Origin of the sequence: Pseudarthrobacter sp. MM222, assembly GCF_947090775.1 — a bacterium.
Classification (GTDB): Bacteria; Actinomycetota; Actinomycetes; order Actinomycetales; family Micrococcaceae; genus Arthrobacter.
In genome coordinates this window covers 2375832-2396918 of sequence record NZ_OX352321.1, presented here as the reverse complement: position 1 = coordinate 2396918, position 21087 = coordinate 2375832, and the positions used below count along the sequence as shown (strand labels likewise).

Annotated in this window: 20 protein-coding genes and 1 pseudogene; 14 read left to right on the top strand and 7 right to left on the bottom strand. The window is 66.8% G+C overall.

Annotation, left to right across the window (positions count from 1 at the left end; all coding sequences use genetic code 11):
• Nucleotides 1-36 precede the first annotated feature (36 nt).
• The gene (locus tag OM977_RS10825) at nucleotides 37-294 is read right to left on the bottom strand and encodes a mycoredoxin (RefSeq protein ID WP_264353980.1); all 258 of its coding nucleotides are present in this window, start codon (nucleotides 292-294) and stop codon (nucleotides 37-39) included.
• Nucleotides 295-460: 166 nt separating this feature from the next.
• Here OM977_RS10825 and OM977_RS10820 point away from each other — a divergent pair, with 166 nt between their 5' ends.
• A complete protein-coding gene (locus OM977_RS10820; RefSeq protein WP_264357383.1) occupies nucleotides 461-1189 on the top strand; it encodes an SOS response-associated peptidase in 729 nt (242 codons plus the stop codon).
• Nucleotide 1190: 1 nt separating this feature from the next.
• On the opposite strand, the gene OM977_RS10815 is transcribed toward OM977_RS10820, so the two are convergent.
• On the bottom strand, nucleotides 1191-1613 hold the full coding sequence (locus OM977_RS10815; protein WP_264353979.1) for a VOC family protein: 423 nt from the start codon (nucleotides 1611-1613) through the stop codon (nucleotides 1191-1193).
• A 14-nt stretch (nucleotides 1614-1627) separates the two neighbouring features.
• Here OM977_RS10815 and OM977_RS10810 point away from each other — a divergent pair, with 14 nt between their 5' ends.
• Complete coding sequence (locus tag OM977_RS10810) at nucleotides 1628-1954, top strand: chorismate mutase (RefSeq protein ID WP_264353978.1); 327 nt, start codon at nucleotides 1628-1630, stop codon at nucleotides 1952-1954.
• Nucleotides 1955-1964: 10 nt separating this feature from the next.
• Here OM977_RS10810 and OM977_RS10805 read toward each other — a convergent pair whose 3' ends face one another.
• Complete coding sequence (locus tag OM977_RS10805; protein WP_264353977.1) at nucleotides 1965-2351, bottom strand: hypothetical protein; 387 nt, start codon at nucleotides 2349-2351, stop codon at nucleotides 1965-1967.
• Nucleotides 2352-2516: 165 nt separating this feature from the next.
• On the opposite strand from OM977_RS10805, the gene OM977_RS10800 reads away from it, so the two are divergent.
• The 6 genes from OM977_RS10800 to pdxS all read left to right on the top strand — a co-directional run bounded on the left by OM977_RS10800 (nucleotide 2517) and on the right by pdxS (nucleotide 10858).
• Complete coding sequence (locus OM977_RS10800) at nucleotides 2517-2840, top strand: DUF6504 family protein (RefSeq protein ID WP_264353976.1); 324 nt, start codon at nucleotides 2517-2519, stop codon at nucleotides 2838-2840.
• Nucleotides 2837-6337 carry a DNA polymerase III subunit alpha gene (locus OM977_RS10795; protein WP_264353975.1) on the top strand — a complete coding sequence of 1167 codons (3501 nt, stop codon included), beginning with the start codon at nucleotides 2837-2839 and terminating at the stop codon, nucleotides 6335-6337. Before OM977_RS10800 ends, OM977_RS10795 begins: the two co-directional genes overlap by 4 nt.
• Nucleotides 6338-6443: 106 nt before the next feature.
• A complete protein-coding gene (gene thrS / locus OM977_RS10790) occupies nucleotides 6444-8453 on the top strand; it encodes a threonine--tRNA ligase (protein WP_264353974.1) in 2010 nt (669 codons plus the stop codon).
• A 9-nt stretch (nucleotides 8454-8462) separates the two neighbouring features.
• Nucleotides 8463-9131 (top strand): HIT family protein, encoded by a 669-nt coding sequence (locus OM977_RS10785; protein ID WP_264353973.1) that lies wholly within the window; start codon nucleotides 8463-8465, stop codon nucleotides 9129-9131.
• Nucleotides 9121-9759, top strand: coding sequence for a phosphatidylinositol phosphate synthase (gene pgsA / locus OM977_RS10780; protein WP_264353972.1), 639 nt, complete (start codon nucleotides 9121-9123; stop codon nucleotides 9757-9759). The genes OM977_RS10785 and pgsA overlap by 11 nt, the downstream gene beginning before the upstream one ends.
• 172 nt (nucleotides 9760-9931) lie before the next feature.
• Nucleotides 9932-10858: a pyridoxal 5'-phosphate synthase lyase subunit PdxS gene (pdxS, locus tag OM977_RS10775; protein WP_270102931.1), complete on the top strand. Its 927-nt coding sequence runs from the start codon at nucleotides 9932-9934 to the stop codon at nucleotides 10856-10858.
• A 227-nt stretch (nucleotides 10859-11085) separates the two neighbouring features.
• On the opposite strand, the gene OM977_RS10770 is transcribed toward pdxS, so the two are convergent.
• Nucleotides 11086-13098 (bottom strand): M3 family metallopeptidase, encoded by a 2013-nt coding sequence (locus OM977_RS10770; RefSeq protein ID WP_264353971.1) that lies wholly within the window; start codon nucleotides 13096-13098, stop codon nucleotides 11086-11088.
• 81 nt (nucleotides 13099-13179) lie between these two features.
• Here OM977_RS10770 and OM977_RS10765 point away from each other — a divergent pair, with 81 nt between their 5' ends.
• From OM977_RS10765 to OM977_RS10755, 3 genes are all read left to right on the top strand, one after another.
• Nucleotides 13180-14448 (top strand): CapA family protein, encoded by a 1269-nt coding sequence (locus OM977_RS10765; protein WP_264353970.1) that lies wholly within the window; start codon nucleotides 13180-13182, stop codon nucleotides 14446-14448.
• Between the two features lie 67 nt (nucleotides 14449-14515).
• Nucleotides 14516-15310, top strand: coding sequence for an alpha/beta fold hydrolase (locus tag OM977_RS10760; RefSeq protein ID WP_264353969.1), 795 nt, complete (start codon nucleotides 14516-14518; stop codon nucleotides 15308-15310).
• Nucleotides 15311-15360: 50 nt separating this feature from the next.
• Entirely contained in the window at nucleotides 15361-16203 is an 843-nt protein-coding gene (locus tag OM977_RS10755) for an alpha/beta fold hydrolase (protein ID WP_264353968.1), read from the top strand.
• Here the strand turns inward: OM977_RS10755 and OM977_RS10750 are convergent.
• The 3 genes and pseudogenes from OM977_RS10750 to OM977_RS19685 all read right to left on the bottom strand — a co-directional run bounded on the left by OM977_RS10750 (nucleotide 16184) and on the right by OM977_RS19685 (nucleotide 18829).
• Complete coding sequence (locus OM977_RS10750) at nucleotides 16184-16687, bottom strand: GNAT family N-acetyltransferase (protein WP_264353967.1); 504 nt, start codon at nucleotides 16685-16687, stop codon at nucleotides 16184-16186. The two genes, OM977_RS10755 and OM977_RS10750, sit on opposite strands and share 20 nt — an antisense overlap.
• A gap of 41 nt (nucleotides 16688-16728) precedes the next feature.
• A complete protein-coding gene (locus OM977_RS10745) occupies nucleotides 16729-17406 on the bottom strand; it encodes a type 1 glutamine amidotransferase (RefSeq protein WP_264357381.1) in 678 nt (225 codons plus the stop codon).
• A 131-nt stretch (nucleotides 17407-17537) separates the two neighbouring features.
• A pseudogene (locus OM977_RS19685) lies at nucleotides 17538-18829 on the bottom strand (MurT ligase domain-containing protein).
• Nucleotides 18830-18942: 113 nt separating this feature from the next.
• Here OM977_RS19685 and pdxT point away from each other — a divergent pair.
• Genes pdxT through ruvC form a run of 3 tightly spaced genes read left to right on the top strand, consistent with a single transcriptional unit; the run spans nucleotide 18943 to nucleotide 20987 of the window.
• Nucleotides 18943-19644 carry a pyridoxal 5'-phosphate synthase glutaminase subunit PdxT gene (pdxT, locus tag OM977_RS10730; protein WP_264353964.1) on the top strand — a complete coding sequence of 234 codons (702 nt, stop codon included), beginning with the start codon at nucleotides 18943-18945 and terminating at the stop codon, nucleotides 19642-19644.
• A gap of 3 nt (nucleotides 19645-19647) precedes the next feature.
• Nucleotides 19648-20403, top strand: coding sequence for a YebC/PmpR family DNA-binding transcriptional regulator (locus tag OM977_RS10725; protein ID WP_264353963.1), 756 nt, complete (start codon nucleotides 19648-19650; stop codon nucleotides 20401-20403).
• Nucleotides 20400-20987, top strand: coding sequence for a crossover junction endodeoxyribonuclease RuvC (gene ruvC / locus OM977_RS10720; protein WP_264353962.1), 588 nt, complete (start codon nucleotides 20400-20402; stop codon nucleotides 20985-20987). Before OM977_RS10725 ends, ruvC begins: the two co-directional genes overlap by 4 nt.
• The last annotated feature ends 100 nt before the right edge of the window (nucleotides 20988-21087 follow it).

Genomic DNA, 21087 nt, shown 5'->3' with positions numbered 1-21087 from the left:
CCTTCGTGGTTGAAGTCGTGCGTGGATGGAGTGGGTCTAGGCGGCGAGCCGGCTCTTGACCTCGGCCGCGGAAGGGTTCGTGGCCGCGGTGCCGTCCGGGAACAGCACCGTAGGGACGGTGCGGTTGCCGCCGTTGAGCGTCTCAACGAGATCGGCGGTGCCCTCAACCTCTTCGATATTGATCTCGGTGTAACCGATGCCCTGAGCGTCCAGCTGCTTCTTCAGGCGGTTGCAGTAACCGCACCAGGTGGTCGAAAACATGGTGATGGTGCCGGATTCGGGGGTGAAATCCACGAAGTTCTCCTCAAAGCTGATTGACAAAGCTGGCGGGCGAAGCCCGTTGACAGCGCCGGTTGCCGACAAAAGTCGGACGCCACTCTCAACAACCGTATCCCGAAGCCGGCTATTCCCGCAGAGCACGGGGCGGTGGCATGCTGGTGCCATGTGTGGACGCTATGTGATGGCCCGGGCCGTCGGAGACCTGTTGGCCGAGTTCGACGCCGAACTCGAGGAGGAAATCGCGATCCCGCCATCGTGGAATGTGGCCCCGACCGCGGACGTGCCGGTCCTCCTGGAACGGCTGGTGGACGGTGAGCCGGTCCGCCAGCTGCACCTGGCGCGGTGGGGCCTGGTGCCGTCCTGGGCGAAGGACCCGGGCATCGGCTCGAAGATGATCAACGCCCGCAGCGAAAGCGTGCTGGAGAAGCCTGCGTTCCGGAAAGCCACGCGCTCACGGCGCTGCGCTGTCCCCGCCGACGGCTATTACGAATGGAAGGGCGAGGGCCGGAGCAAGCAGCCCTATTACGTGCACCCGAAGGATGGGCGCCCCATTGTCTTCGCCGGGCTCTATGAATGGTGGAAGGACCCGTCAAAGGCCGACGACGACCCGGAGCGCTGGTTGCTCTCGACCTCGATTCTGACCACTGACTCGCCGCCGGAAGGATACGCCGGGGGGATGCTGGCCGAACTGACCGCGCTGCATGACCGGGTGCCGCTGCCAATGGACCGCGAGACCATGCAGGACTGGCTGGACCCGCACGCCGACGACGCCGCCGCCCTCGTGGGGCTGGTCCGGGCGGGGGCGCATGACGTTGCGGAGGGCTGGACGATCGACGCCGTTGGCACCGCCGTGGGGAACGTGAAGAACGACTCCCCGGAGCTCATCCAGCCGGTAGGAAGCCTGTTCTAGCTCACAGCGTTACCCGGCCGCCGGCGTCGACCGCCCAGGTGGGATTGAAGGCGACCTCCCAGCGGTAGCCGTCAGGGTCGGCAAAGTAGCCCGTGTAGCCGCCCCAGGGCTGGGTCTTGGCCGCGGCGACAATGGTGGCACCGGCCGTCTCTGCGTCCGCCATCACGACGTCGACTTCCGCGGCACTGCCAAGGTTGTGGCTCAGCGTGATGCATGGAATGCCGGCCGGGGGATCGGTGGCCGCCTCGGACCGCATCTGGCCCGCATCCCAAAGCGAAAGGAGCAGGCCGTGATTGGCCTGGATGAAGAGGACTTCGCCCGGAACCTCCCGGTGGACGGGCCATTTTAGGCCATCAACATAGAAGCGGCGGGAGGCGTCAACACTGCGGACGCCGAGTGAAATTAAGTCGACTCGTGGCTGCATATTTCGATACTGTCATGCACATGTCCACAAATCACGCAGACGACAAGACCGCCCAGGCCGACCGGGAACAGCTCGCCGCAGTGCGGGTAGCAGTCGATGAGGTCGACGAGCAGATTGTGGCCCTGATTGGACGCCGGGAACGGCTGATCCGGATCGCCGGCACCCTCAAGGCCGACAGCGCCGAAGTGCGGGCACCGGGGCGGGTGGAGCGGGTCATCGAACACGTCAAGGCGACGGCGGAACACAAGGACATCGACGTCGACCTGGTGGAAAAGACGTACCGGGCCATGATCGATGCCTTCATCACGCTGGAGCTGGAAGTCTACAAGGCCGGCTCCTAGCAGGTCAGGCTTAGAGGGCCTCTTCCACCGGAACGTTGGCCTGGTACTCCCGGCCGTCACAGTCGCTGAAGGCTGTCATGAGGTGTCCTTTGGGGAGACCGAGGACCGTCTCAATCGGGAAGTTGCCGGTGATGGAGCTGCCTGAGTGCTCCACGCCCTTAAGGTCGAAATTTTCTTCGGTTCCGTCGTGGTTGAAGTAGTAAAAAGAAATGGCCTCGCCATTCATGAACTCAATCCCCAGCCTGCGCTGGTGGGAATAGTCCGGTTCGGCGGCCAGAAGGCCTACCACGAAGGCGCCCTGACCCGGGATATTTCCGTCTATATCGAACTTCGCCACCAAGGCGGCGTCCTTGGCGGCGATGCTGACGTGCTTCAGAAGTGCGTTATGGGAGCTCATGGCTCAATCCTGCTACCTGTGCAGGCGTCCGTCCACCCCCGATCTAGGTTTTGTCCGCACCCCGGCGTAGACTGTATTTGTTCGAAGATATATTCGAACAACTGCTTCCGGTTTTGCTGAATAGCTCTACCGGCGGTTCTTACAGGGGTTGGTCCGGGAGGCGCATTGGGCATGTTCAGCGAGTCAGTCGACGTCGTGTGCACACCCTCCGGTGCCCCGGCGGAGCTGGACTGGGCAGGCCGGCACTACACCGTCTGCGCCGAACCGGTCCGCTGGTACGAGCGGCGCCAATGGTGGGCCGAAGAACAGCGGGCACCGCTGGGGAGCGGCCCAGGGCTGGTGGACTCCGAGATCTGGCGGGTCCAGGTACGCCAGACAGATTCACCCGATCCGGAAACCCTCACCCTTGACCTGACCCGCTCAGTCGGCAGCGGCCGTTGGCGGCTGCTTAGGATCCACGACGCCCTGCTTCCACCGAAATCAGCATGAGCTTCACCCATCTCCACGTCTCAACCGCCTTCAGCGCCCATTACGGGGTTTCCTGGCCGGATGAACTGGCTGCCGCGGCTGCGGCTGACGGAGCAACCGCGCTTGCCTGCACAGACCGCGACGGCCTGTACGGGACGGTCAAGCACCTGAAGGCCTGCATGGCAGCGGGACTTGATCCGATCGTCGGCGTCGACCTTGCTGTCTTTGCCGACGACGGCGACCTCCGCACCCAGGTGGGGGGACGGGTCCTGGTCCTGGCCCACGGGCATAACAACGGCGCCGGCTACCGGGCGCTGTGCCGGCTGATCTCCGACGCTCATGCGCGCACCACCGGCAAGGCCGGAGGAGCGGTGCCTGTCGCCGTGACCAGGGCGGAGCTGGCTTCCCGGACCCTTCACCCCGAAACACTGCAACCGGTCCTGACCGTCCTGATCGGGCCGGACTCCGACGTCGGACGGGAAATGGGCGGCAGGCGCTACCTGCGCCCCCGCACCCTGTTCAAGCGCTGGCTGGACGCCATGCCGCCCGGGACGCTCGCCGCCGAGGTGGTCACGCAGCTTAGCCCGCCCGGGGAGCCGCTGAGCACCGCCCACGCGGTGCGGATGCTCAAACTCGCCGCCGAGCACGGCGTGCCTGCCGTGCTAAGCAATGCCGTGCGCTACGTCGCCGAAGACGGGGCCGCCACCGCCGATGTGCTGGATTCGGCCCGGACGCTGAAATCCCTGCCGGAGCTTTCCGCCGCCCCGTTGCTCCAGCCCAACGGGCAGGGCTGGCTCAAATCGGCGGCGCAGATGCTGCAGCTGGGCAAAGAGATCATGCAGGCGGCGGGATACGGTACCGCGGACCTGAAACGGCTGATGGCTCAGACCGAGGCGCTCGCGGACCGTTGCCGGATGGACCCGGTCCGCGACATGGGATGGAAGCAGCCGGTGGTTCCGGAGGCGTCGGTGATCGGAATTGCCGGGGACCCCCTCGTCGAGCTCAGCCAGCGGTGCGAGGCAGGCATCAGCCGCCGTTTCCCGGGAATCGCCGGTAAAGCCGCCGAGCAGCTGCGCAGCCGGCTCGGACACGAGCTGCGGATCATCGACAGCCTGGGCTTCGCCTCCTATTTCCTCACCGTCGCCGAGGTGTCCCGGATGATCATTGACATGGGCGTCCGGGCCGCAGCCCGGGGATCCGGGGCTTCCAGCCTGGTCAATTACCTGATCGACGTCAGCCAGGTGAACCCCCTGCAGCACGACCTCATCTTCGAACGCTTCCTGTCCCGGGACCGGGCCACCCTGCCGGATATCGACATCGACGTCGAAAGCGCCGAACGGCACAACGTCTACCGGAAGATCTTTGAGCGCTTCGGTGCTGAACGCGTCACGTTGATGAGCATGCAGAACGGCTACCGCGCTCGCGGTGCAGTACGGGATGCCGGACTGGCTCTGGGCATGGAGGAAGGCGAAATCGGGGACATCGCCAAACAGCTCTGGCGCTTCTCGGCCCGCAATTTCCGTGAGGCGCTCGAGGAGAAACCGGAGCTGAAGGAATTCGCTGGCCGGGTGGAACAACGGGACTTCACCGGAAACCAGCAACTGGATCTTCTCGTGGATCTCACCGAACGGCTGGACCGGCTCCCGCGCCACATCTCCATGCACCCATGCGGCGTCATCCTCGGCGACGCCACCCTGCTGGACCGCACCCCGGTCCAGCCCAGCGGTCTGGGACTGCCGATGAGCCAGTTCGACAAGCACGACATGGACCCCATGGGCATGCTCAAACTCGATGTGCTGGGGGTTCGGATGCAGAGCGCCATGGCCTTCGCCGTCCGCGAGGTCATCCGGCTGCACCCCTCCAAGGCCGAGGTAGTGGCGGCCGGGGCGCACCCGGCCGGACCGGATGGCACGGGACCCGATTACATTTCACCGGACGGGAGCATCGACCTCAACGCCGTACCGCTCGATGACGAACCCACCTACGAACTGATCCGCAGCACCCACACCCTTGGCTGTTTCCAGATCGAGTCTCCGGGCCAGCGCGAGCTCATCGGCAAGCTGGCGCCCCGGGAATTCAACGACCTCATCATCGACATCTCGCTGTTCCGCCCGGGGCCGATGAAATCGGACATGGTCCGGCCCTTCCTGGAGCACCGGCACGGCTTCGCGCCGGAGGTCTATCCGCACCCGGACCTCAAACCGGTCCTCCAGGAGACCCACGGTGTCACCGTGTTCCACGAGCAGATCCTGAAGACCTTCGACGTGATGACCGGCTGCGGACTGGCGCGGGCCGACGAATTCCGCCGGGCGCTCGGCAACGAGGTACTGGAAGGCAGGGTAGAGGAGTTTTTCCGGAAGGAAGCCCGGGCACGGAAATACAGCCCCGAGGTGGTCGACCAAGTCTGGGGGACGCTGAAGGCTTTCGGCAGCTTCGGCTTTTGCAAAGCCCACGGTGCCGCCTTTGCCGTACCCACGTACCAGTCGGCCTGGCTCAAGACCCACCACCCGGAGGCGTTCCTCGCCGGGCTGTGGGAGCACGATCCCGGGATGTATCCCAAGCGCCTCCTGGTCGCGGAGGCGCGGCGGCTGGGGATCCCGATCCTGCCCCTGGACATCAACCTAAGCCAGGCCGAGTACCGGGTGGAGCGGGTGGCAGCCGGGCCGGACCGCGGCAAACTGGGCATCCGGCTGAGCCTGAACGGCATTTACGGGCTCTCCGGCGCCGAGCTGAAGCGGATCGTGGCGGGACAGCCATACGACTCCCTCGCGGACCTGCGCGCCCGGTCCCGGCTGAGCAAGCCGAGCATCCAGCGGCTGGCCCAGCTGGGTGCCTTCGATTCCCTGCACAGGGCGTCGGGGAATTCCGGCAACCGCGCTGACCTGGTCCAGCACCTGCAGAGCCTGCAGGGCCGGCCCCAGCGGAAGGGGACCGAGGTGATTGACGGCCAGCTGTCACTGCCGCTGGGCGACGTCGAACTCAGCAACCTGAAGGCCGCCCTACCGGCCCCCACCCTGGTGGACACCGTCCGGGCGGAACTGGATCTGATGGCCATGGACGTCAGCGATCACCTGATGTCCAGCCACCGGCCGCTGCTGGACCGGTTGGGGGTCACCACTGCCGACAAACTGCTGGGGTTGCGCAACGGCACCGAGGTGCTGGTGGCCGGCGTCCGGGTCGCCACCCAGACCCCGCCTATGCGGGGCGGCCGCCGGGTGGTGTTCATCAGCATCGACGACGGCACGGGCTGCGTGGATTCGGTCTTCTTCCATGAGGCCCAGGAACAGGCAGGCCCCTTGCTGTTCGGCACCCGGCTGCTGCTGATCCGCGGAACCACCCGTCGGACCGGCCCGCGGGGGATCAGCATCAGCGCCAGCATGGCCTGGGACCTCAGCAACACCGGGACCCTGCCGTTCCCGGAGCCGGCCTCCGGCCGGCCGGTCTACCGGGAACCTGAGCCTCCTGGCGCGCTGGACGGGATCACCCGGAACCTGGCCATCACCGGGTTTGGCGGCTGAGTGGCGCGTTGGTTGGCCTCTGGAGAAACCGATAGCATGGACGAGGCTGGCTGTGGTCCCCGTACGCCACAAGCTACGAAGCCTTAACTTTGAATAGGAGACACCCGTGTCAGATGCCCAGCAGATCACCCTTCTCGTCGATGGCGAAGAGACCAAGGTGACTACCGGGACCACCGGCGCGGAACTCTTTTTTGAGCGCCGCGACGTCGTTGTGGCCCGCATCAACGGCGCTCTGTTGGACCTGGACCAGCCGTTGCCCGAGGACGCCACGGTCGAGGGCGTCACCATCGATTCCCCGGACGGCCTTAACGTCCTGCGGCACTCCACGGCCCACGTCATGGCCCAGGCCGTGCAGCAGCTGCGCCCCGACGCCAAGCTCGGCATCGGCCCGTACATCACCGACGGCTTCTACTTCGACTTCGACGTCGAGGAGCCGTTCACCCCGGAAGACCTGAAGACCCTGGAAAAGATGATGCTCAAGATCATCAACCAGAACCAGAAGTTCGTCCGACGCGTGGTGTCCGAGGACGAGGCACGCGAAGCGATGAAGAACGAGCCCTACAAGCTTGAACTGCTGGGCAAGAAGAACGAAGCCGCCGATGCCGGTGAAGGCGTCAACGTCGAGGTCGGCGCCGGTGACATCACCATCTACGACAACGTGGACCGCAAGAGCGGCGACAGCATCTGGTGCGACCTGTGCCGCGGCCCGCACCTGCCCAACACCAAGCTCATCTCCAACGCGTTCGCCCTGACCAGGTCCTCGGCCGCCTACTGGCTGGGCAACCAGAACAACCAGCAGCTGCAGCGCATCTACGGCACCGCCTGGCCCACCAAGGAGGCGCTCAAGGCCTACCAGGAGCGCATCGCCGAGGCCGAACGCCGGGACCACCGCAAACTCGGCGCTGAGCTGGACCTGTTCTCCTTCCCGGACGAGCTGGGTTCGGGCCTGCCGGTGTTCCACCCCAAGGGCGGGATCATCCGCAAGGCCATGGAGGACTACTCCCGCCAGCGCCACGTGGATGCCGGCTACGACTTCGTCTACACCCCCCACATCACCAAGGGACACCTCTACGAAGTCTCCGGCCACCTTGACTGGTACAAGGAAGGCATGTTCCCGGCGATGCACATCGACGCGGAAATGAACGAAGACGGCACGGTGCGCAAGCCCGGCCAGGACTATTACCTGAAGCCGATGAACTGCCCCATGCACAACCTGATCTTCCGGTCCCGGGGACGGTCCTACCGCGAACTGCCCCTGCGGCTGTTCGAATTCGGCTCCGTCTACCGTTACGAGAAATCCGGTGTGGTGCACGGCCTCACCCGGGTGCGCGGCATGACCCAGGATGACGCCCACATCTACTGCACCCGCGAGCAGATGAAGGACGAGCTCACCAGCACGCTGAACTTCGTGCTTGGGCTGCTCAAGGACTACGGCCTGGACGACTTCTACCTGGAGCTCTCCACCAAGAACGAGGACAAGTTCGTGGGCGACGACGCCGCCTGGGACGAAGCCACGCGCACGCTCGCCGAAGTAGCCGAAGCCTCAGGCCTGGAGCTGATCCCGGATCCGGGCGGAGCCGCATTCTATGGCCCCAAGATCTCTGTGCAGGCCAAGGACGCCCTCGGCCGCACCTGGCAGATGTCCACGATCCAGCTGGACTTCAACCTGCCGGAGCGTTTTGAGCTCGAGTTCCAGGCCGCCGACGGCACGCGCCAGCGCCCCGTGATGATCCACCGCGCCCTGTTCGGATCCGTGGAACGGTTCATGGGTGTGCTCACCGAGCACTACGCCGGCGCCTTCCCGGCCTGGCTGGCACCTGTGCAGGTGGTCGGCATCCCGGTGGCCGAAGCGTTCAACGACTACATGTTCGACGTCGTCGACCAGCTCAAGGCCGCCGGCATCCGTGCCGAAGTGGACATCTCCTCGGACCGTTTCCCGAAGAAGATCCGTACGGCCAGCAAGGACAAAATCCCGTTCGTGCTGATCGCCGGGGGAGACGACGCCGAAGCCGGCGCCGTGTCCTTCCGTTTCCGCGACGGCAGCCAGGACAACGGCGTGCCGGTGGCCGAAGCCGTCCAGCGGATCGTCGACGCAGTCCGCAACCGGACCAGCTAGGGGCGCGGCGTGCAGGAGACTCCAGGAGCCGGTCCGGGGCATCCGGGCGATGACGTCGTGACGGATGACTTTGGCCTGGTCGGGGTGCCGGACGCCTTCCAGCGCCTGTGGACCCCGCACCGCATGGCGTACATCAAGGGCGGCCAGCACCAGTTCAAGAACCAGGACGACTGCCCGTTCTGCGTGGCACCGGACCGGAACGACGACGATTCACTCATCGTTTACCGGGGCCGGACCAGTTACGTCGTGCTGAACCTGTTCCCGTACAACCCGGGGCATCTGCTGGTCTGCCCGTACCGGCACGTCCCGGACTACACGGACCTGACTGTGGAGGAAACGGCGGAGTTCGCCGAGCTGACCCAGACTGCCATGCGGGTGCTGCGCAAGGTGGCCAATCCCAGCGGGTTCAACCTGGGCATGAACCAGGGTGTCACCGGCGGGGCCGGCGTCGCCGCGCACCTGCACCAGCACGTCGTGCCGCGATGGGGCGGTGACGGGAACTTCTTCCCCATCATTGCCCAGACCAAGGCGATCACCCAGACCCTCGGGGAGGTCCGCGAGCAGGTTGCGGACGCCTGGCCGCAGGAGTCCGGCAGTCCGCAGGCCGCCGGCAGCGCACGGAAAAGCCCTGCTGCCGGTGAACGGGAAACTCCTGCCGGGGAGTCAGATGCTGAATAGGCACGCGCGCGGATTTTTCACCGCATTGTTCTCCCCGCTGGCCCGCTGGCTGCTCAGGATCGGCGTCTCGCCCGACGCCGTCACCATCGTCGGAACCCTCGGCGTCGTCGTCGGTGCGTTGGTGTTCTACCCGCTGGGCCATCTCTGGTGGGGCACGTTGTTCATCACGGCCTTCATCTTCTCCGACGTCGTTGACGGCATCATGGCCCGGATGCAGCAGCGCGGGGGCCGCTGGGGCAACTTCCTGGATTCCACCCTGGACCGTGTGGCCGACGGCGCGCTGTTCGCCGGCGTCGCAGTCTGGTTCTTCACCGGTGGTGCGGACACGCCGATCGCGGTTGCCGCCCTGGTCTGCCTGGTCCTCGGGATGGTGGTCTCCTACGCCCGGGCCAAGGCCGAAGCGCTCGGTTTCCACGCCAACGTGGGCATTGCCGAGCGCGCCGAGAGGCTCGTCTCCGTCCTCGTGGTCACCGGTTTTACCGGCCTTGGCCTGCCAACCGTGGTGCTACTGGCGACTCTGTGCCTGCTGGCGTTGGCCAGCCTGGTGACAGTGGTGCAGCGGATCATCGCGGTGCATTCCCAGTCGCTCGCGGAGCCCGAAGGCACGGCCTCGGAACAGACCGCCTGAAGGTCCCGGTATCCGCCCTCCTGCGCGTGTAACGGGAATTCAGCGGCGTCGCGGCAGGGGACTAGTATTAGCATTACCGGCCAATGGATCCGGTAATCCGGTGTGTGCGAGCACGGCAGCTGTATGCCGTCCGCGCCCCGGCGAGGTCATCTATCTACCCATAGGGGTTTTTGTGTCTACACCAGATGTAAGCAGCGAAGCCGGCGCGTCCGCCCAGAACGTGACGGGCAGCAACCGCGTCAAGCGCGGCATGGCGGAGATGCTCAAGGGCGGCGTCATCATGGACGTCGTCAACGTCGAGCAGGCCCTCATCGCCGAAGATGCCGGTGCGGTGGCCGTGATGGCGCTGGAACGCGTTCCCGCGGATATCCGCGCCCAGGGCGGCGTGTCCCGCATGTCCGACCCGGACATGATCGACAAGATCATCGAAGCCGTGTCCGTACCGGTCATGGCGAAGGCCCGGATCGGCCACTTCGTCGAAGCCCAGGTCCTGCAGTCGCTCGGCGTGGACTACATCGACGAGTCCGAGGTCCTTACCCCCGCCGACTACACCAACCACATCGACAAGTGGAACTTCACGGTTCCCTTCGTCTGCGGTGCCACCAACCTCGGTGAGGCCCTGCGCCGCATCAACGAGGGCGCGGCAATGATCCGCTCCAAGGGTGAGGCCGGAACCGGCGACGTCTCCAACGCCACCACCCACATGCGCCAGATCCGCGCCGAGATCCGCAGGCTCGCGGGCCTGGCCGAGGACGAGCTCTACGTCGCCGCCAAGGAACTGCAGGCTCCGTACGAACTGGTCAAGGAAGTTGCCGCCAGCGGCAAGCTCCCCGTCGTCCTGTTCACCGCCGGCGGCATCGCCACCCCGGCGGACGCCGCGATGATGATGCAGCTCGGCGCCGACGGCGTGTTCGTCGGCTCCGGCATCTTCAAGTCCGGCAACCCGGCCCAGCGTGCCGCCGCCGTCGTGAAGGCCACCACCTTCTTCGATGACCCGGACGTCATCGCCAAGGCCTCCCGCGGCCTGGGCGAAGCCATGGTCGGCATCAACGTGGACGAGATCCCGCAGCCGCACCGCCTCGCCGAGCGCGGCTGGTAGCGTTCGACTGCTTCTCCACAGACTCGGCGCCAAGGCGCCTCGTCCATGGAGCCTCTGCAGTCTCTCTTATTAAGCCAAGAGAGTCGGGCGCGATTGTCGCCTGAGTATTAATCACGACGGCGGCCGGTCACCTATTCAGGTGGCCGGCCGCCGTCGTCGCAATCGATTGCTCCGTAACGGCCCTTATCAGGCTCCTAAAGGGCGTCTACGGAGCACTCGATGAAAGGTCAGTCCAGGCCGCGGCGCTTCAGCAGCGGGCCGAGTTCGGCGTCGCGGCCACGGAAGGCGCGGAACGACTCGAGCGGATCCCGGCTGTTGCCGCGGGAAAGCAGCTCGGCCCGGAAGAAGTCGCCGTTGGCCCGGCTGAGCCCGCCGTTTTCCTTGAACCACTCCACCGTCTCGGCGTCCAGGACTTCGCTCCAGATGTAGGAGTAGTAGCCCGCGGCATAGCCGGCGCCCGCGAAGATGTGCTGGAAGTACCCGGTCCGGTAGCGCGGCGGGATCAGGCTGTGCGCCACTCCCGCGGCGGCCAGCGCCTTGGCCTCGAACTCCAGCACGTCCTCGGGCACCCCGGCGGCGTCCAGTACATGCCAGGCAAGATCCAGCAGGGCCGCGCCGAGGTATTCGGTGGTCCCGAAGCCTTCGCCCCAGAGCCGTGCCGCGTCGAGCTTCTCGATCACCTCCCGCGGCAGCGCCTCGCCGGTTGCGTAGTGGCGGGCATAGTTGGCCAGTACCTCCGGCCACATGATCCACATCTCGTTGACCTGCGAGGGATACTCCACGAAGTCCCGCGGCACCGAGGTACCGGAAAATCGCGGGTACGTCACCGAGGAGAAGAGGCCATGCAGGGCGTGGCCGAATTCGTGGAAGGTCGTGCGGAGCTCGTCGAGGGTCAGGAGCGTGGGCTCACCCGACGGCGGCTTGGAGATGTTGAGGGTGTTGATCACCACGGATCGGGTGTTCAGCAGCCCGGACTGGTCGACGAGGGAGTCCATCCAAGCCCCGCCGCGCTTCGATTCACGCGTGTAGTAGTCACCCAGGAACAGGCCCAGTTCCGTGCCGTCGGAATTCCGGACTTCCCACACCCGCACGTCCGGGTGGTAGCCGACGAGGTCGGTGCGTTCGGAGAAGGTGATGCCGTAGAGGGCGCTGGCGGCGAAGAACACGCCGTCGTTCAGGACGCGGTCCAGCTCGAAATAGGGGCGCAGGGCCTGCTCGTCCACCGCGTACCGTTCCCGCTTGACCTTGGCCGAGTAGTACGCCCAGTCCCAGGCCTCCACCGGGTGCCCGGCGACCCCGGCGAGTGCTTCCGCCTCGGCGTCGGCGTTCCGGACGGCGGCGGGGGCGAGCCTGTTCAACATGGTCCGCACCGCCCCGAAATCGGGGGCGGTCTGCTGGTCCACGGTGAGCTCGGCAAAGTTGGTGAAGCCAAGGAGGCTGGCCTTTTCCGCCCGGAGCCGGACCATCTGCTTGACCAGGTCCAGCACATCGAGGCTGCCGCCGCCGCTGCCGCGCCCGATCGAGGCCTCGTACAGCCGCCGTCGGACGTCCCGGTTTTCCAGGGCAGCCAGCGCTGGCTGGTTGCTGGGCTGGATGAGGGTGAGCAGGAACTTGCCTTCGTGGCCGGCGGAGCGGGCCGCCTCGGCAGCGCTGGCGACGTCGTCGGCCGGCAGTCCGGCGAGTTCGGCGGCGTCGTCCAAAAGCAGGGACGCGGACTTCATCCCCTCCTTGACCCGCTGGCCGAATTCTGTGCCCAGCCCGGCGAGCTGTGCGTTGACGGCCTTGAGCCGCTCCTGGCCCGCCTCGTCGAGCTGGATGCCGGACTGGCGGAACTCCTTGAGGTATTCCTCGACGAGCCGGGCGGATTCGGGATCGAGCTGGTCCGTGGGAATGGCGGCGAAGCGCTCGAAAAGTCCGTGGTTCAGGTAGACGGCGTCCTGGTGGGCCGAGAAGCGAGGGGACAACAGGGTCTCCAGCTCGCGGATGGTGTCCGAGGCGTCGGCGGAGACGAGGGTGAAGAACGACGCCGCCGCACGCTGCAGCAGCTGCCCCGAGCGCTCCATCGCCAGGGCGGTGTTCTCGAAGGACGCCGGCTCCGGTGTCTCGACGATCGCCCGGATTTCGGCCAGTTGCTCGGCGAGGCCGGCCTCCACGGCTTCGGCGTAGTGCTCGTCGAGGATCTCCGCGAACGGGGGCAGGCCGAACGGCAGGGTGCTGGGGCGCAGTAGCGGGTTGGTCATGAAGGAACTCTTTCATGCAAGCGGAAAGTTCTCAACGGGGGCTGCAGCGTTTTCGAACGCCGGAACCATAGGATGTCCGGCATGGGGAACACCTCGGCAACGCCGGGCGGCCGGCTGCGCGCGGCGGCCGCCGCGACGGCACTTATGGCCTCGCTGGCCGCCTGCGGGTTGTTCGCCGGGCCGGACGACAACACCCGGGGTTCCTCGGCCGGCGCAGGCGGGACAGCGGGGGACGCGGCGGGGTCTTCGTCCGGCGCGCCGCTGCCGGCAGCCCCGACGCCGACCCCGACGCCGGGCAAGGGGCCCGGCTGCGCCGCCGTGCGGTGCGCCAGCGTCGTTGTCACCGGGGACATGCTGGTCCACGCCCAGCTCTGGCAGCAGGCCCGCGAGGACGCCCGCAGCGCCGGCGTGCCGGGGCTGGACTTTGGTCCGCTGCTGGAAGGACAGCGGCGGTACCTCGCGCGGAGCGATCTCGCGATCTGCCATCTGGAGACCCCCGTGGCGGACCCAGCGGGGCCCTTCTCCGCCTATCCTTCCTTCAACGTGCCGCCGCAGATCATCCCCGCCGCACGCGCCGTGGGCTATCAGGCCTGCACGACGGCCAGCAACCACACCATCGACCGCGGCACCGAGGGACTCGTCCGCACCCTCGATGCCCTCGACGCCGCCGGAGTGCAGCACACCGGCTCCTACCGCACGGAGGCCGAATCGCGGGGCGTCCTGATCCTGCAGACCCCCGCGGCCAGGATCGCGGTGGTGGCCGGCGCGTACGGCCTCAACGGGCAGAGCCCCGAGCGGCCGTGGCAGGTGGACCTGCTGGAACCGGAGGCGATGATCGCCAGGGCGCGCCGGGCCCGGGCCCTGGGCGCGGACATCGTGCTCGGAGCCCTGCACGCCGGCGACGAGTACTCCAGCGAACCGAACGCCCAGCAGCAGGACGTCGCCCACGCGCTCGTGGACAGCGGCCAGTTCAGCATGATCTACGGACACCACAGCCACTCCGTGCTCCCGATTGAGAAGTACACGGGAACCTGGATCGTCTACGGCCTCGGCAACGGCATCACCGAACTCTCGCCTTGGTATGTGGTGAACAACGAAGGTCTTTTGGTCCGGGCGCAGTTCAGCCAGGACGCCGCGGGGACGTGGGCTGCCTCGGACCTGGCTTGGGCACCATCGGTGATGGTCCGCGGACCCTACCGCTGGTGCTCGGTGGCGGCCGACGCCCCGCAGGGTCCGTGCGCCGATGCGGCCGCGGACGCCGCAACGCGGCAGCGCACCAAATCCGTCGTGGAGTCACGGGGTGCCGCGGCGGACGGTGCCCATGAACTGCTCATCTCCAGGGAGCCCTAAGCTTGGGCACCATGGAGACTTTAATGAACGACGGCGCACGGTCGCCTCGAAGGGCGCCGACCTCGTAGTGTTCGAGTTCGGCCCGGAGCCAGGGCCGGAGGTGCCGACGCTGCTGTTGGTGCACGGCTACCCGGACGACCACCGGGTGTACCTGCCCGCGATCCGCGACCTCGCACGGACCCACCACGTGGTGGCCTACGACACGCGGAACGCCGGCGCATCCGCCGTCGTCGACGTCCCGGGGGACTTCACCCTGGCCACGCTCGTGGATGACCTGTTCGCCGTGCTGGCGGCCGTCGGCGCCGCCGACGTCCATCTGGTGGGACATGACTGGGGATCGATCCAGGGCTGGGCGGCCGTGCAGGATCCGCGGACCGCAAGGCGGATTGCCCGGTACACGAGCATCTCGGGCCCGGACCTGCGGCACTTCGCCCGCTGGGTGCAGGGCCGGTTTTCGCGTCCCAGCGCATGGCCGCAGCTGGCCGGGCAACTGGCCCGCAGCTGGTACATCGCCGCCTTCCTGCTCCCGAAGCTGCCGGAGGCCGCCTGGCGGCTGTTCCTTACCCGCCGCTATGAGCAGACGGCGAAGCGCGACGTCGGTGACGATCCCATCCGGGGGCTCGCCCTCTACCGCGCCAACTTCTTCGCGGGCAAAAACTGGCCGGCAGGCGGACCCGTGACGATTCCTGTCCAGGTGGTGGTGCCGCTCAGGGATTCCTTCCTGGCGCCAGGCCTCGTGGAGGGGCTGGACACGTGGGTGCAGGACCTCACCGTGATCCGGGTGGACAGCGGCCACTGGTGGCCGGCATCCCGGCCCGCGGAGTTCGCGGAACTGCTGCGGGGCAGCTACATCAGCCGGTGACGGCGCGGCGCGGCGGGCACCTCCCGCCGCGCAGGGGACAGGAGGCATTGATGGCCAGGACGGATCAGGTCGACGGTGTTGCCGGGGACGGAACATTCCGGAACGGAATGGACTACCTGCGCTGGGGCAGCGGTCCAAAGACCCTGCTGTTCATCCAGGGCGGTCCCGGCAGTGCGGTACCGCGGGGGCTATTGCGCCGGATGTTCCGGCGGCAATTCGACCCGTACCTGGCCGCCGGGTTCGCCGTCTGGATCGTCACCCGCCGCAGGAACATGCCGTCGGGGTACACCATGGCCGACATGGCGGAGGACTACGCCCAGGTGATCGATGAGGAGTTCGGCGGCCGGGTCGACCTTGTCGTCGCCGAATCGTTTGGCGGGATGATCGGGCAGTATCTGGCAGCGCTGCACCCGGACTCCTTCGATCGGATCGCCCTCATCATCACCGCCGCCGAGTTGAGCGACTGGGGCAAGGACATCGACTCCCGGATGGCCGAGGCCCTGGCCGGGGGCGACGCCGGGGGAGCCGGGACGGTTTTCGCCGAGTACCTGCTGACGGGCAAGCGCACGCGGTGGCTGCGCCGGCTCATGGGACCCCTCATCGGCGGCGGGCTGTCGGCCGGTTCGGATTACCCGCCGGAAGACCTCCTGACCGAGGCAAGGGCGGAACGGACGTTCAACTCGCGGTCCGTGCTGCCCAAGATCCGGGGGCCGGTCCTGCTGATCTGCGGCGGCAGCGACAGGTTCTTCCCGGCTGAGGTGGCCAGTGAAACGGCCAGGCTGATCCCCGACTGCACCCTGGTCTGGTACGAGGGGCAGGGGCATCTCCGGGTCGGGTCCAGCGGCCGGGTGGCCCGCGACGTCCTGGCGTTCGTTAACGGATCCCGAGGCTGAGGTCGCGGGTCATAAAAACGCTGTTCGGGTCCGGGGCATAGTCGGCAAACGGGGCGCATTCCTTGAATCCGTGCCGCTGATAGAGCCGGCGGGCGGGGGCGAAGAACTCCTGGCTTCCGGTTTCCAGAAACAACCGCGTGTAACCGCTGTCCCTGGCGTCCGCCTGGATGCGGGCGAGCAAAAGCGTGGCAACGCCCCGGCCCCTCGCGTGGGCCGCCGTGCGCATGGACTTGATTTCGCCCTCGCCGGGTCCGAGCTCCTTCAGTGCTCCGCAGCCGAGGAGCTCCTCTTCCTGCCGGGCGGTCCAGAAGGTGATGGTCGGGCCGGAAAGCGCCGCGTGGTCCAGCGCGTGGACGCTTTCCGCGGGCGACGTAGCGTACATGTCCGCCAGATGCCCGGCGAGGAGCCGCTGGACGTCGTCGCGCCCGGGGTCATCGCGCTCAATCCGCATGTCGGCCGTTCGCTCCTCGCCAAAGCGTTCCATCAGATCACCCTTCCCGTCCGCATGATGCGACAGCTCATGCGTCAGCGGGGCCGGCGGGCCGCGTGCTCGCGGGCGAGGACCGCAAAGGAGTCGTCCGGGCTGCCCGGGGAGAAGCTGCCGTACTTGCGTTCGACGGCGGTCCGGATCAGGAAGTCTGCCAGGTTCGGGTTCTTTGGCAGCAGCGAACCGTGCAGGTAGCTCGCCACTATGTTGCGGTAGCGGGCGCCTTCCTGGCCGTCATTGCTGTTATTGCCGGTGCCCTTAGCCGTTGTCCCCAGCGGGGCGACGCCCGGTCCCAGGGCGGTCTGGCCGCTGTGGTTTTCGTACCCGAGGATGCTGCCGAACTCCGGTGAGGACACCGCGACGTTGCCGATCAGCCGCTCGTCAGTCCCGTGCGTTTCCACGTCCAGAATGCCGATTCCGGGAATGACCGAGCCCGTCCGGGTTTTGAAGAACCTCCCGAACAACTGGTACAGGCCGCAGATCACCAGCATCGGCGTACCGTCCTCGGCCAGATCCTTCAAGGTGGATTCCCGGGAGAGCAGGTCGTCCTGGATTACGAGCTGTCCGCTGTCCTGCCCGCCGCCGCCGACGATCAGGTCCACGTCCGCGGGGAAGTCGTCGCCCACGTTGTATTCCAGGAGCTCCGGCGTGTAGCCGTGCCAGCGGAGGCGCTGGGCGAGGACCAGGGCGTTGCCCCAGTCGCCGTAGATGTTCATGTCCCGCGGGTAGAGCTGCAGGACGCGGATGGTTCCCTTGCTCGCAGCGGGTTCCTCGGGCGGCAGTTTGTGTCCGAAGGAGAGGTGCTGCCGGGATTGCGCATCGGAGTCGCCGGACGGGGACTGGGGGGTCATGAGACCACCTCCACTGTGGTGATTTTGGACAGCTCGCGGCGGATCGCCAGCATGGCTGTGTAGGTGCAGAAGATCCGTTTCGGCTTGTCCTTGGCGTCGCGGATGAAGGCCGCCAGTGCGGGCGCGATCTCGGTGTTCACGGCGCCGAGGGGCACGTCATCGTACTGCAGCCGCAGGGCCATGTCGTAGGCGCGCGAGCCGCTCAACTGGTCCACACCGCCTTCCCGCAGGGTATCGAATTCGACGTCCCAGAGCCAGGACATGTCCCTACCGTCGGCGTAATTGTCGTTGATCGCGATCATGGTCGCGTAGCCCGCGGCCGGAAAGGACTTCAGGCCCAGCCGGAAGCCGCTCGGGTTCTTCACCAGGACCAGTTCCAGCGGCAGGCCGTCGACCACGAGGCTTTCACCGCGGCCGAACGCCGGCGCCACGCGGGACAGCGCCGCGAGCAGGCCGTCGCTATCCGCAACCGCTGCTTTCCCCTTGGCGGCGATGGACCGGGCCAGGGCCAGGGCAGCCGCCGCGTTGAAGATGTTGTAGACCCCGCGCAACTTCATCCCGGTGGTGACCGTGACGCCGTCGTACTCAAAATCAGCGTCGTCCGTACCCACCCGGCGCAGGACGACGTCGGCCTGCGGCCTTTCCGGGGCGGCGGAACCGGGCTGCCGGGGGCCGCCCGCATCTCGTCATCATTGGGAAAGGTGCTCAGCAGGGTGTCGTCCAGCCCGAAGTACACGACCTCGGGCCCGTCGAGGGTGTCCGCGATCCGGGCCACCCGGGGGTCCTCCCGGTTCAGCACGACGGTGCCGGTGGTCTTGGACGCGACGTGCTCCAGGAGCTGCGCGGTTTTGTCGATCTCCCCAAAGCGGTCCAGCTGGTCCCGCAGGACATTGAGCAGGAGGCAGTAGCGGGGCGGCACCTGGTTGACGAAGTGCACAGCGTGGGCCTCGTCCAGTTCCAGCACCGCGACGTCGGCCTTCAGCCGGCCGCGCCAATCCACCTCACCGAGCAGGGCGGCGGCGACGCCGCGGGTGAAGTTGCTGCCGGTGCGGTTGGTGAAGACCTTCAGGCCCTGGCTTTCCAGCAGTTCCACTACCATTTTCGTGGTGGTGGTCTTGCCGTTCGTCCCGCTGACGACGGCGACGCCGAGGGGCAGCGTGGACAGTGTCCTCTGCATGAAGCCGGGATCGATTTTCTCGACCACCAGCCCCGGAAGCGCAGAGCCCCCGCCTCTGAGCCGAGAGACCCTGCGGACCAGCTTGCCGAGCGGAACACTGAAGTAAAACATGCTCTGTAATATATCCCAGCGGCGGCATGGAAGCCTGCCGGGCGGGTGTCGGGCCGGCGTCCGTGTGCCGTCCCGGTGCGCTTCCGCCGGGCCCGGCGCACTATGCTGTTCGAATGACCAAACCCCCTTCTGCGCTTCCTTCCCGCGTGGGTGCAGGCCTGCGGATCGGAGTCCTGGCTCTGCAGGGCGATTTCCGCGAGCACCTGCACGCGGTGCAGGAAACCGGCGCCACCGGCGTCGGCGTGCGCCGTCCGTCCGAGCTCGACGACCTCGACGGCCTCATCATTCCGGGCGGGGAATCGACCACCATCGACAAGCTGTCGAGGATTTTCGAGCTTCGGGGCCCGCTCTGTGACCGCATCCAGGGCGGCCTGCCGGTCTACGGCTCCTGCGCAGGCATGATCCTGCTGGCCAAGGAGATCGCCGATCCGGCCAAGGACCTCGCAGGGAATCCGCAACAGACCTTCGGCGGCCTGGACATAACAGTCCGCCGCAACGCGTTCGGCCGGCAGCGTGAATCCTTCGAGACGGACCTCGATTTCAAGGGGCTGGAATTCAGCGCCACCGAGCACGGCGTGGCCCCGGTCCATGCGGTCTTCATCCGCGGGCCCTGGGTTGAGCGCGTCGGGGACGGCGTGGAAGTCCTCGCCAGGGTGGAACCGTCCCGGGCCGGCCACCCTGAGTCGTTGGACGGGACGGCTAGAATTGTTGCTGTGCGTTCCGGCCAGCTGCTGGCCACCTCCTTCCACCCGGAAGTGACGGGGGAGAAACGCGTGCACGAACTGTTTATTCGAATGATCAGAGGAGAAGCGTAAAGCATGTCAGGCCACTCCAAATGGGCGACGACCAAGCATAAGAAGGCCATCCTCGATAGCCGCCGCGCCAAGTCGTTCGCCAAGCTGATCAAGAACATCGAAGTCGCCGCGCGTATGGGCGGCCCTGACCTTGCCGGCAACCCGAGCCTGGAACTGGCCGTCACGAAGGCCAAGAAGACGTCGGTCCCGGCGGACAACATCGACCGCGCCATCAAGCGCGGCGCCGGCCTCACCGGCGAGGTCGTCGACTACACCGAGATCATGTACGAATGCCGCGGCCCGCAGGGTTCGGCGCTGCTGATCGAGTGCCTCACGGACAACAAGAACCGTGCCGCCTCGGAAGTCCGCCTCGCCATTTCCCGCAACGGCGGCACCATCGCCGATCCGGGTTCGGTCAGCTACCTCTTCAGCCGTAAGGGCGTTGTCTCCCTTCCGAAGAACGGCCTCAGCGAAGACGACGTGCTGATGGCGGTCCTCGACGCCGGCGCCGAAGAAGTCAAGGACAACGGCGACAGCTTCGAGATCCACTCCGAGCCGACCGACCTCCAGGCCATCCGCGACGCGCTCAAGGAATCCGGCATCGACTACGAGACAGATGAGGCGGAGTTCGTGCCGTCCATGCAGGTGCCGCTGGACCTCGAGGCCGCGAAGAAATTCTTGAAGCTCGTGGACGCCCTCGAAGAACTCGACGACGTCCAGAACGTGTACAGCAACGCCGACCTCAGCGACGAAGTGCAGGCCGCACTGGAAGCCGAGTGACCCTTCGCGTCCTCGGCGTCGATCCGGGCCTTACCCGCTGCGGGATCGGCGTCGTGGACGTTGAGAAGAACCGGCGCGCCACCATGGTGGCGTTCGGCGTCGTCGGAACTTCGCCCGAGGAAAGCCTCGACCAGCGGCTGCTGGTCATCGCCACCTCCATCGATGACTGGCTCGACAAGTACGAACCCCACGTCCTCGCCGTCGAACGCGTCTTCTCCCAACTCAATGTCAGCACCGTGATGGGAGTCGCGCAGGCATCCGGCGTGGTGATTGCCGCCGCCGCGCGCCGCGGGATCCCGGTGGCACTGCACACCCCGTCCGAGGTCAAGGCCGCCGTCACGGGCAGCGGAACGTCCAACAAGGACGCCGTCACCAAGCTGGTGACCAAAATCCTCCGCCTCGACGCACCGCCGCGTCCGGCCGATGCCGCCGACGCCCTGGCGCTGGCGATCACACATGCGTGGCGGTCCGGCAGCGGGACTTCCAACAAGGGCACAGCCACCACCGGACCGGGCAGCCAGTCGCTGACCCCGGCCCAGCGGGCCTGGGCCGACGCCGAGGCCAAAGCGCGCCGCGCACGGTGAATGTCCGACGTGCTTGCTAGGGTATTCGTAGATATGTTCGGATAGCCGGTTGCCCGGCTATATTGTCAGCGGTATTTCCGCTGTAAACCAGGAGCCCGGC

What these genes read in the sequence shown, in the direction of transcription:
- OM977_RS10815 (WP_264353979.1), bottom strand. Translation starts at nt 1,613, where the DNA reads ATGCAGCCACGAGTCGACTTAATTTCACTCGGCGTCCGCAGTGTTGAC.
- OM977_RS10770 (WP_264353971.1), bottom strand. Translation starts at nt 13,098, where the DNA reads ATGACCAACCCGCTACTGCGCCCCAGCACCCTGCCGTTCGGCCTGCCC.
- OM977_RS10765 (WP_264353970.1), top strand. Translation starts at nt 13,180, where the DNA reads ATGGGGAACACCTCGGCAACGCCGGGCGGCCGGCTGCGCGCGGCGGCC.
- OM977_RS10755 (WP_264353968.1), top strand. Translation starts at nt 15,361, where the DNA reads ATGGCCAGGACGGATCAGGTCGACGGTGTTGCCGGGGACGGAACATTC.
- OM977_RS10745 (WP_264357381.1), bottom strand. Translation starts at nt 17,406, where the DNA reads ATGAACATCTACGGCGACTGGGGCAACGCCCTGGTCCTCGCCCAGCGC.
- OM977_RS10750 (WP_264353967.1), bottom strand. Translation starts at nt 16,687, where the DNA reads ATGGAACGCTTTGGCGAGGAGCGAACGGCCGACATGCGGATTGAGCGC.
- OM977_RS10725 (WP_264353963.1), top strand. Translation starts at nt 19,648, where the DNA reads ATGTCAGGCCACTCCAAATGGGCGACGACCAAGCATAAGAAGGCCATC.
- OM977_RS10805 (WP_264353977.1), bottom strand. Translation starts at nt 2,351, where the DNA reads ATGAGCTCCCATAACGCACTTCTGAAGCACGTCAGCATCGCCGCCAAG.
- OM977_RS10820 (WP_264357383.1), top strand. Translation starts at nt 461, where the DNA reads ATGGCCCGGGCCGTCGGAGACCTGTTGGCCGAGTTCGACGCCGAACTC.
- OM977_RS10795 (WP_264353975.1), top strand. Translation starts at nt 2,837, where the DNA reads ATGAGCTTCACCCATCTCCACGTCTCAACCGCCTTCAGCGCCCATTAC.
- OM977_RS10810 (WP_264353978.1), top strand. Translation starts at nt 1,628, where the DNA reads ATGCACATGTCCACAAATCACGCAGACGACAAGACCGCCCAGGCCGAC.
- pdxT (WP_264353964.1), top strand. Translation starts at nt 18,943, where the DNA reads ATGACCAAACCCCCTTCTGCGCTTCCTTCCCGCGTGGGTGCAGGCCTG.
- pgsA (WP_264353972.1), top strand. Translation starts at nt 9,121, where the DNA reads ATGCTGAATAGGCACGCGCGCGGATTTTTCACCGCATTGTTCTCCCCG.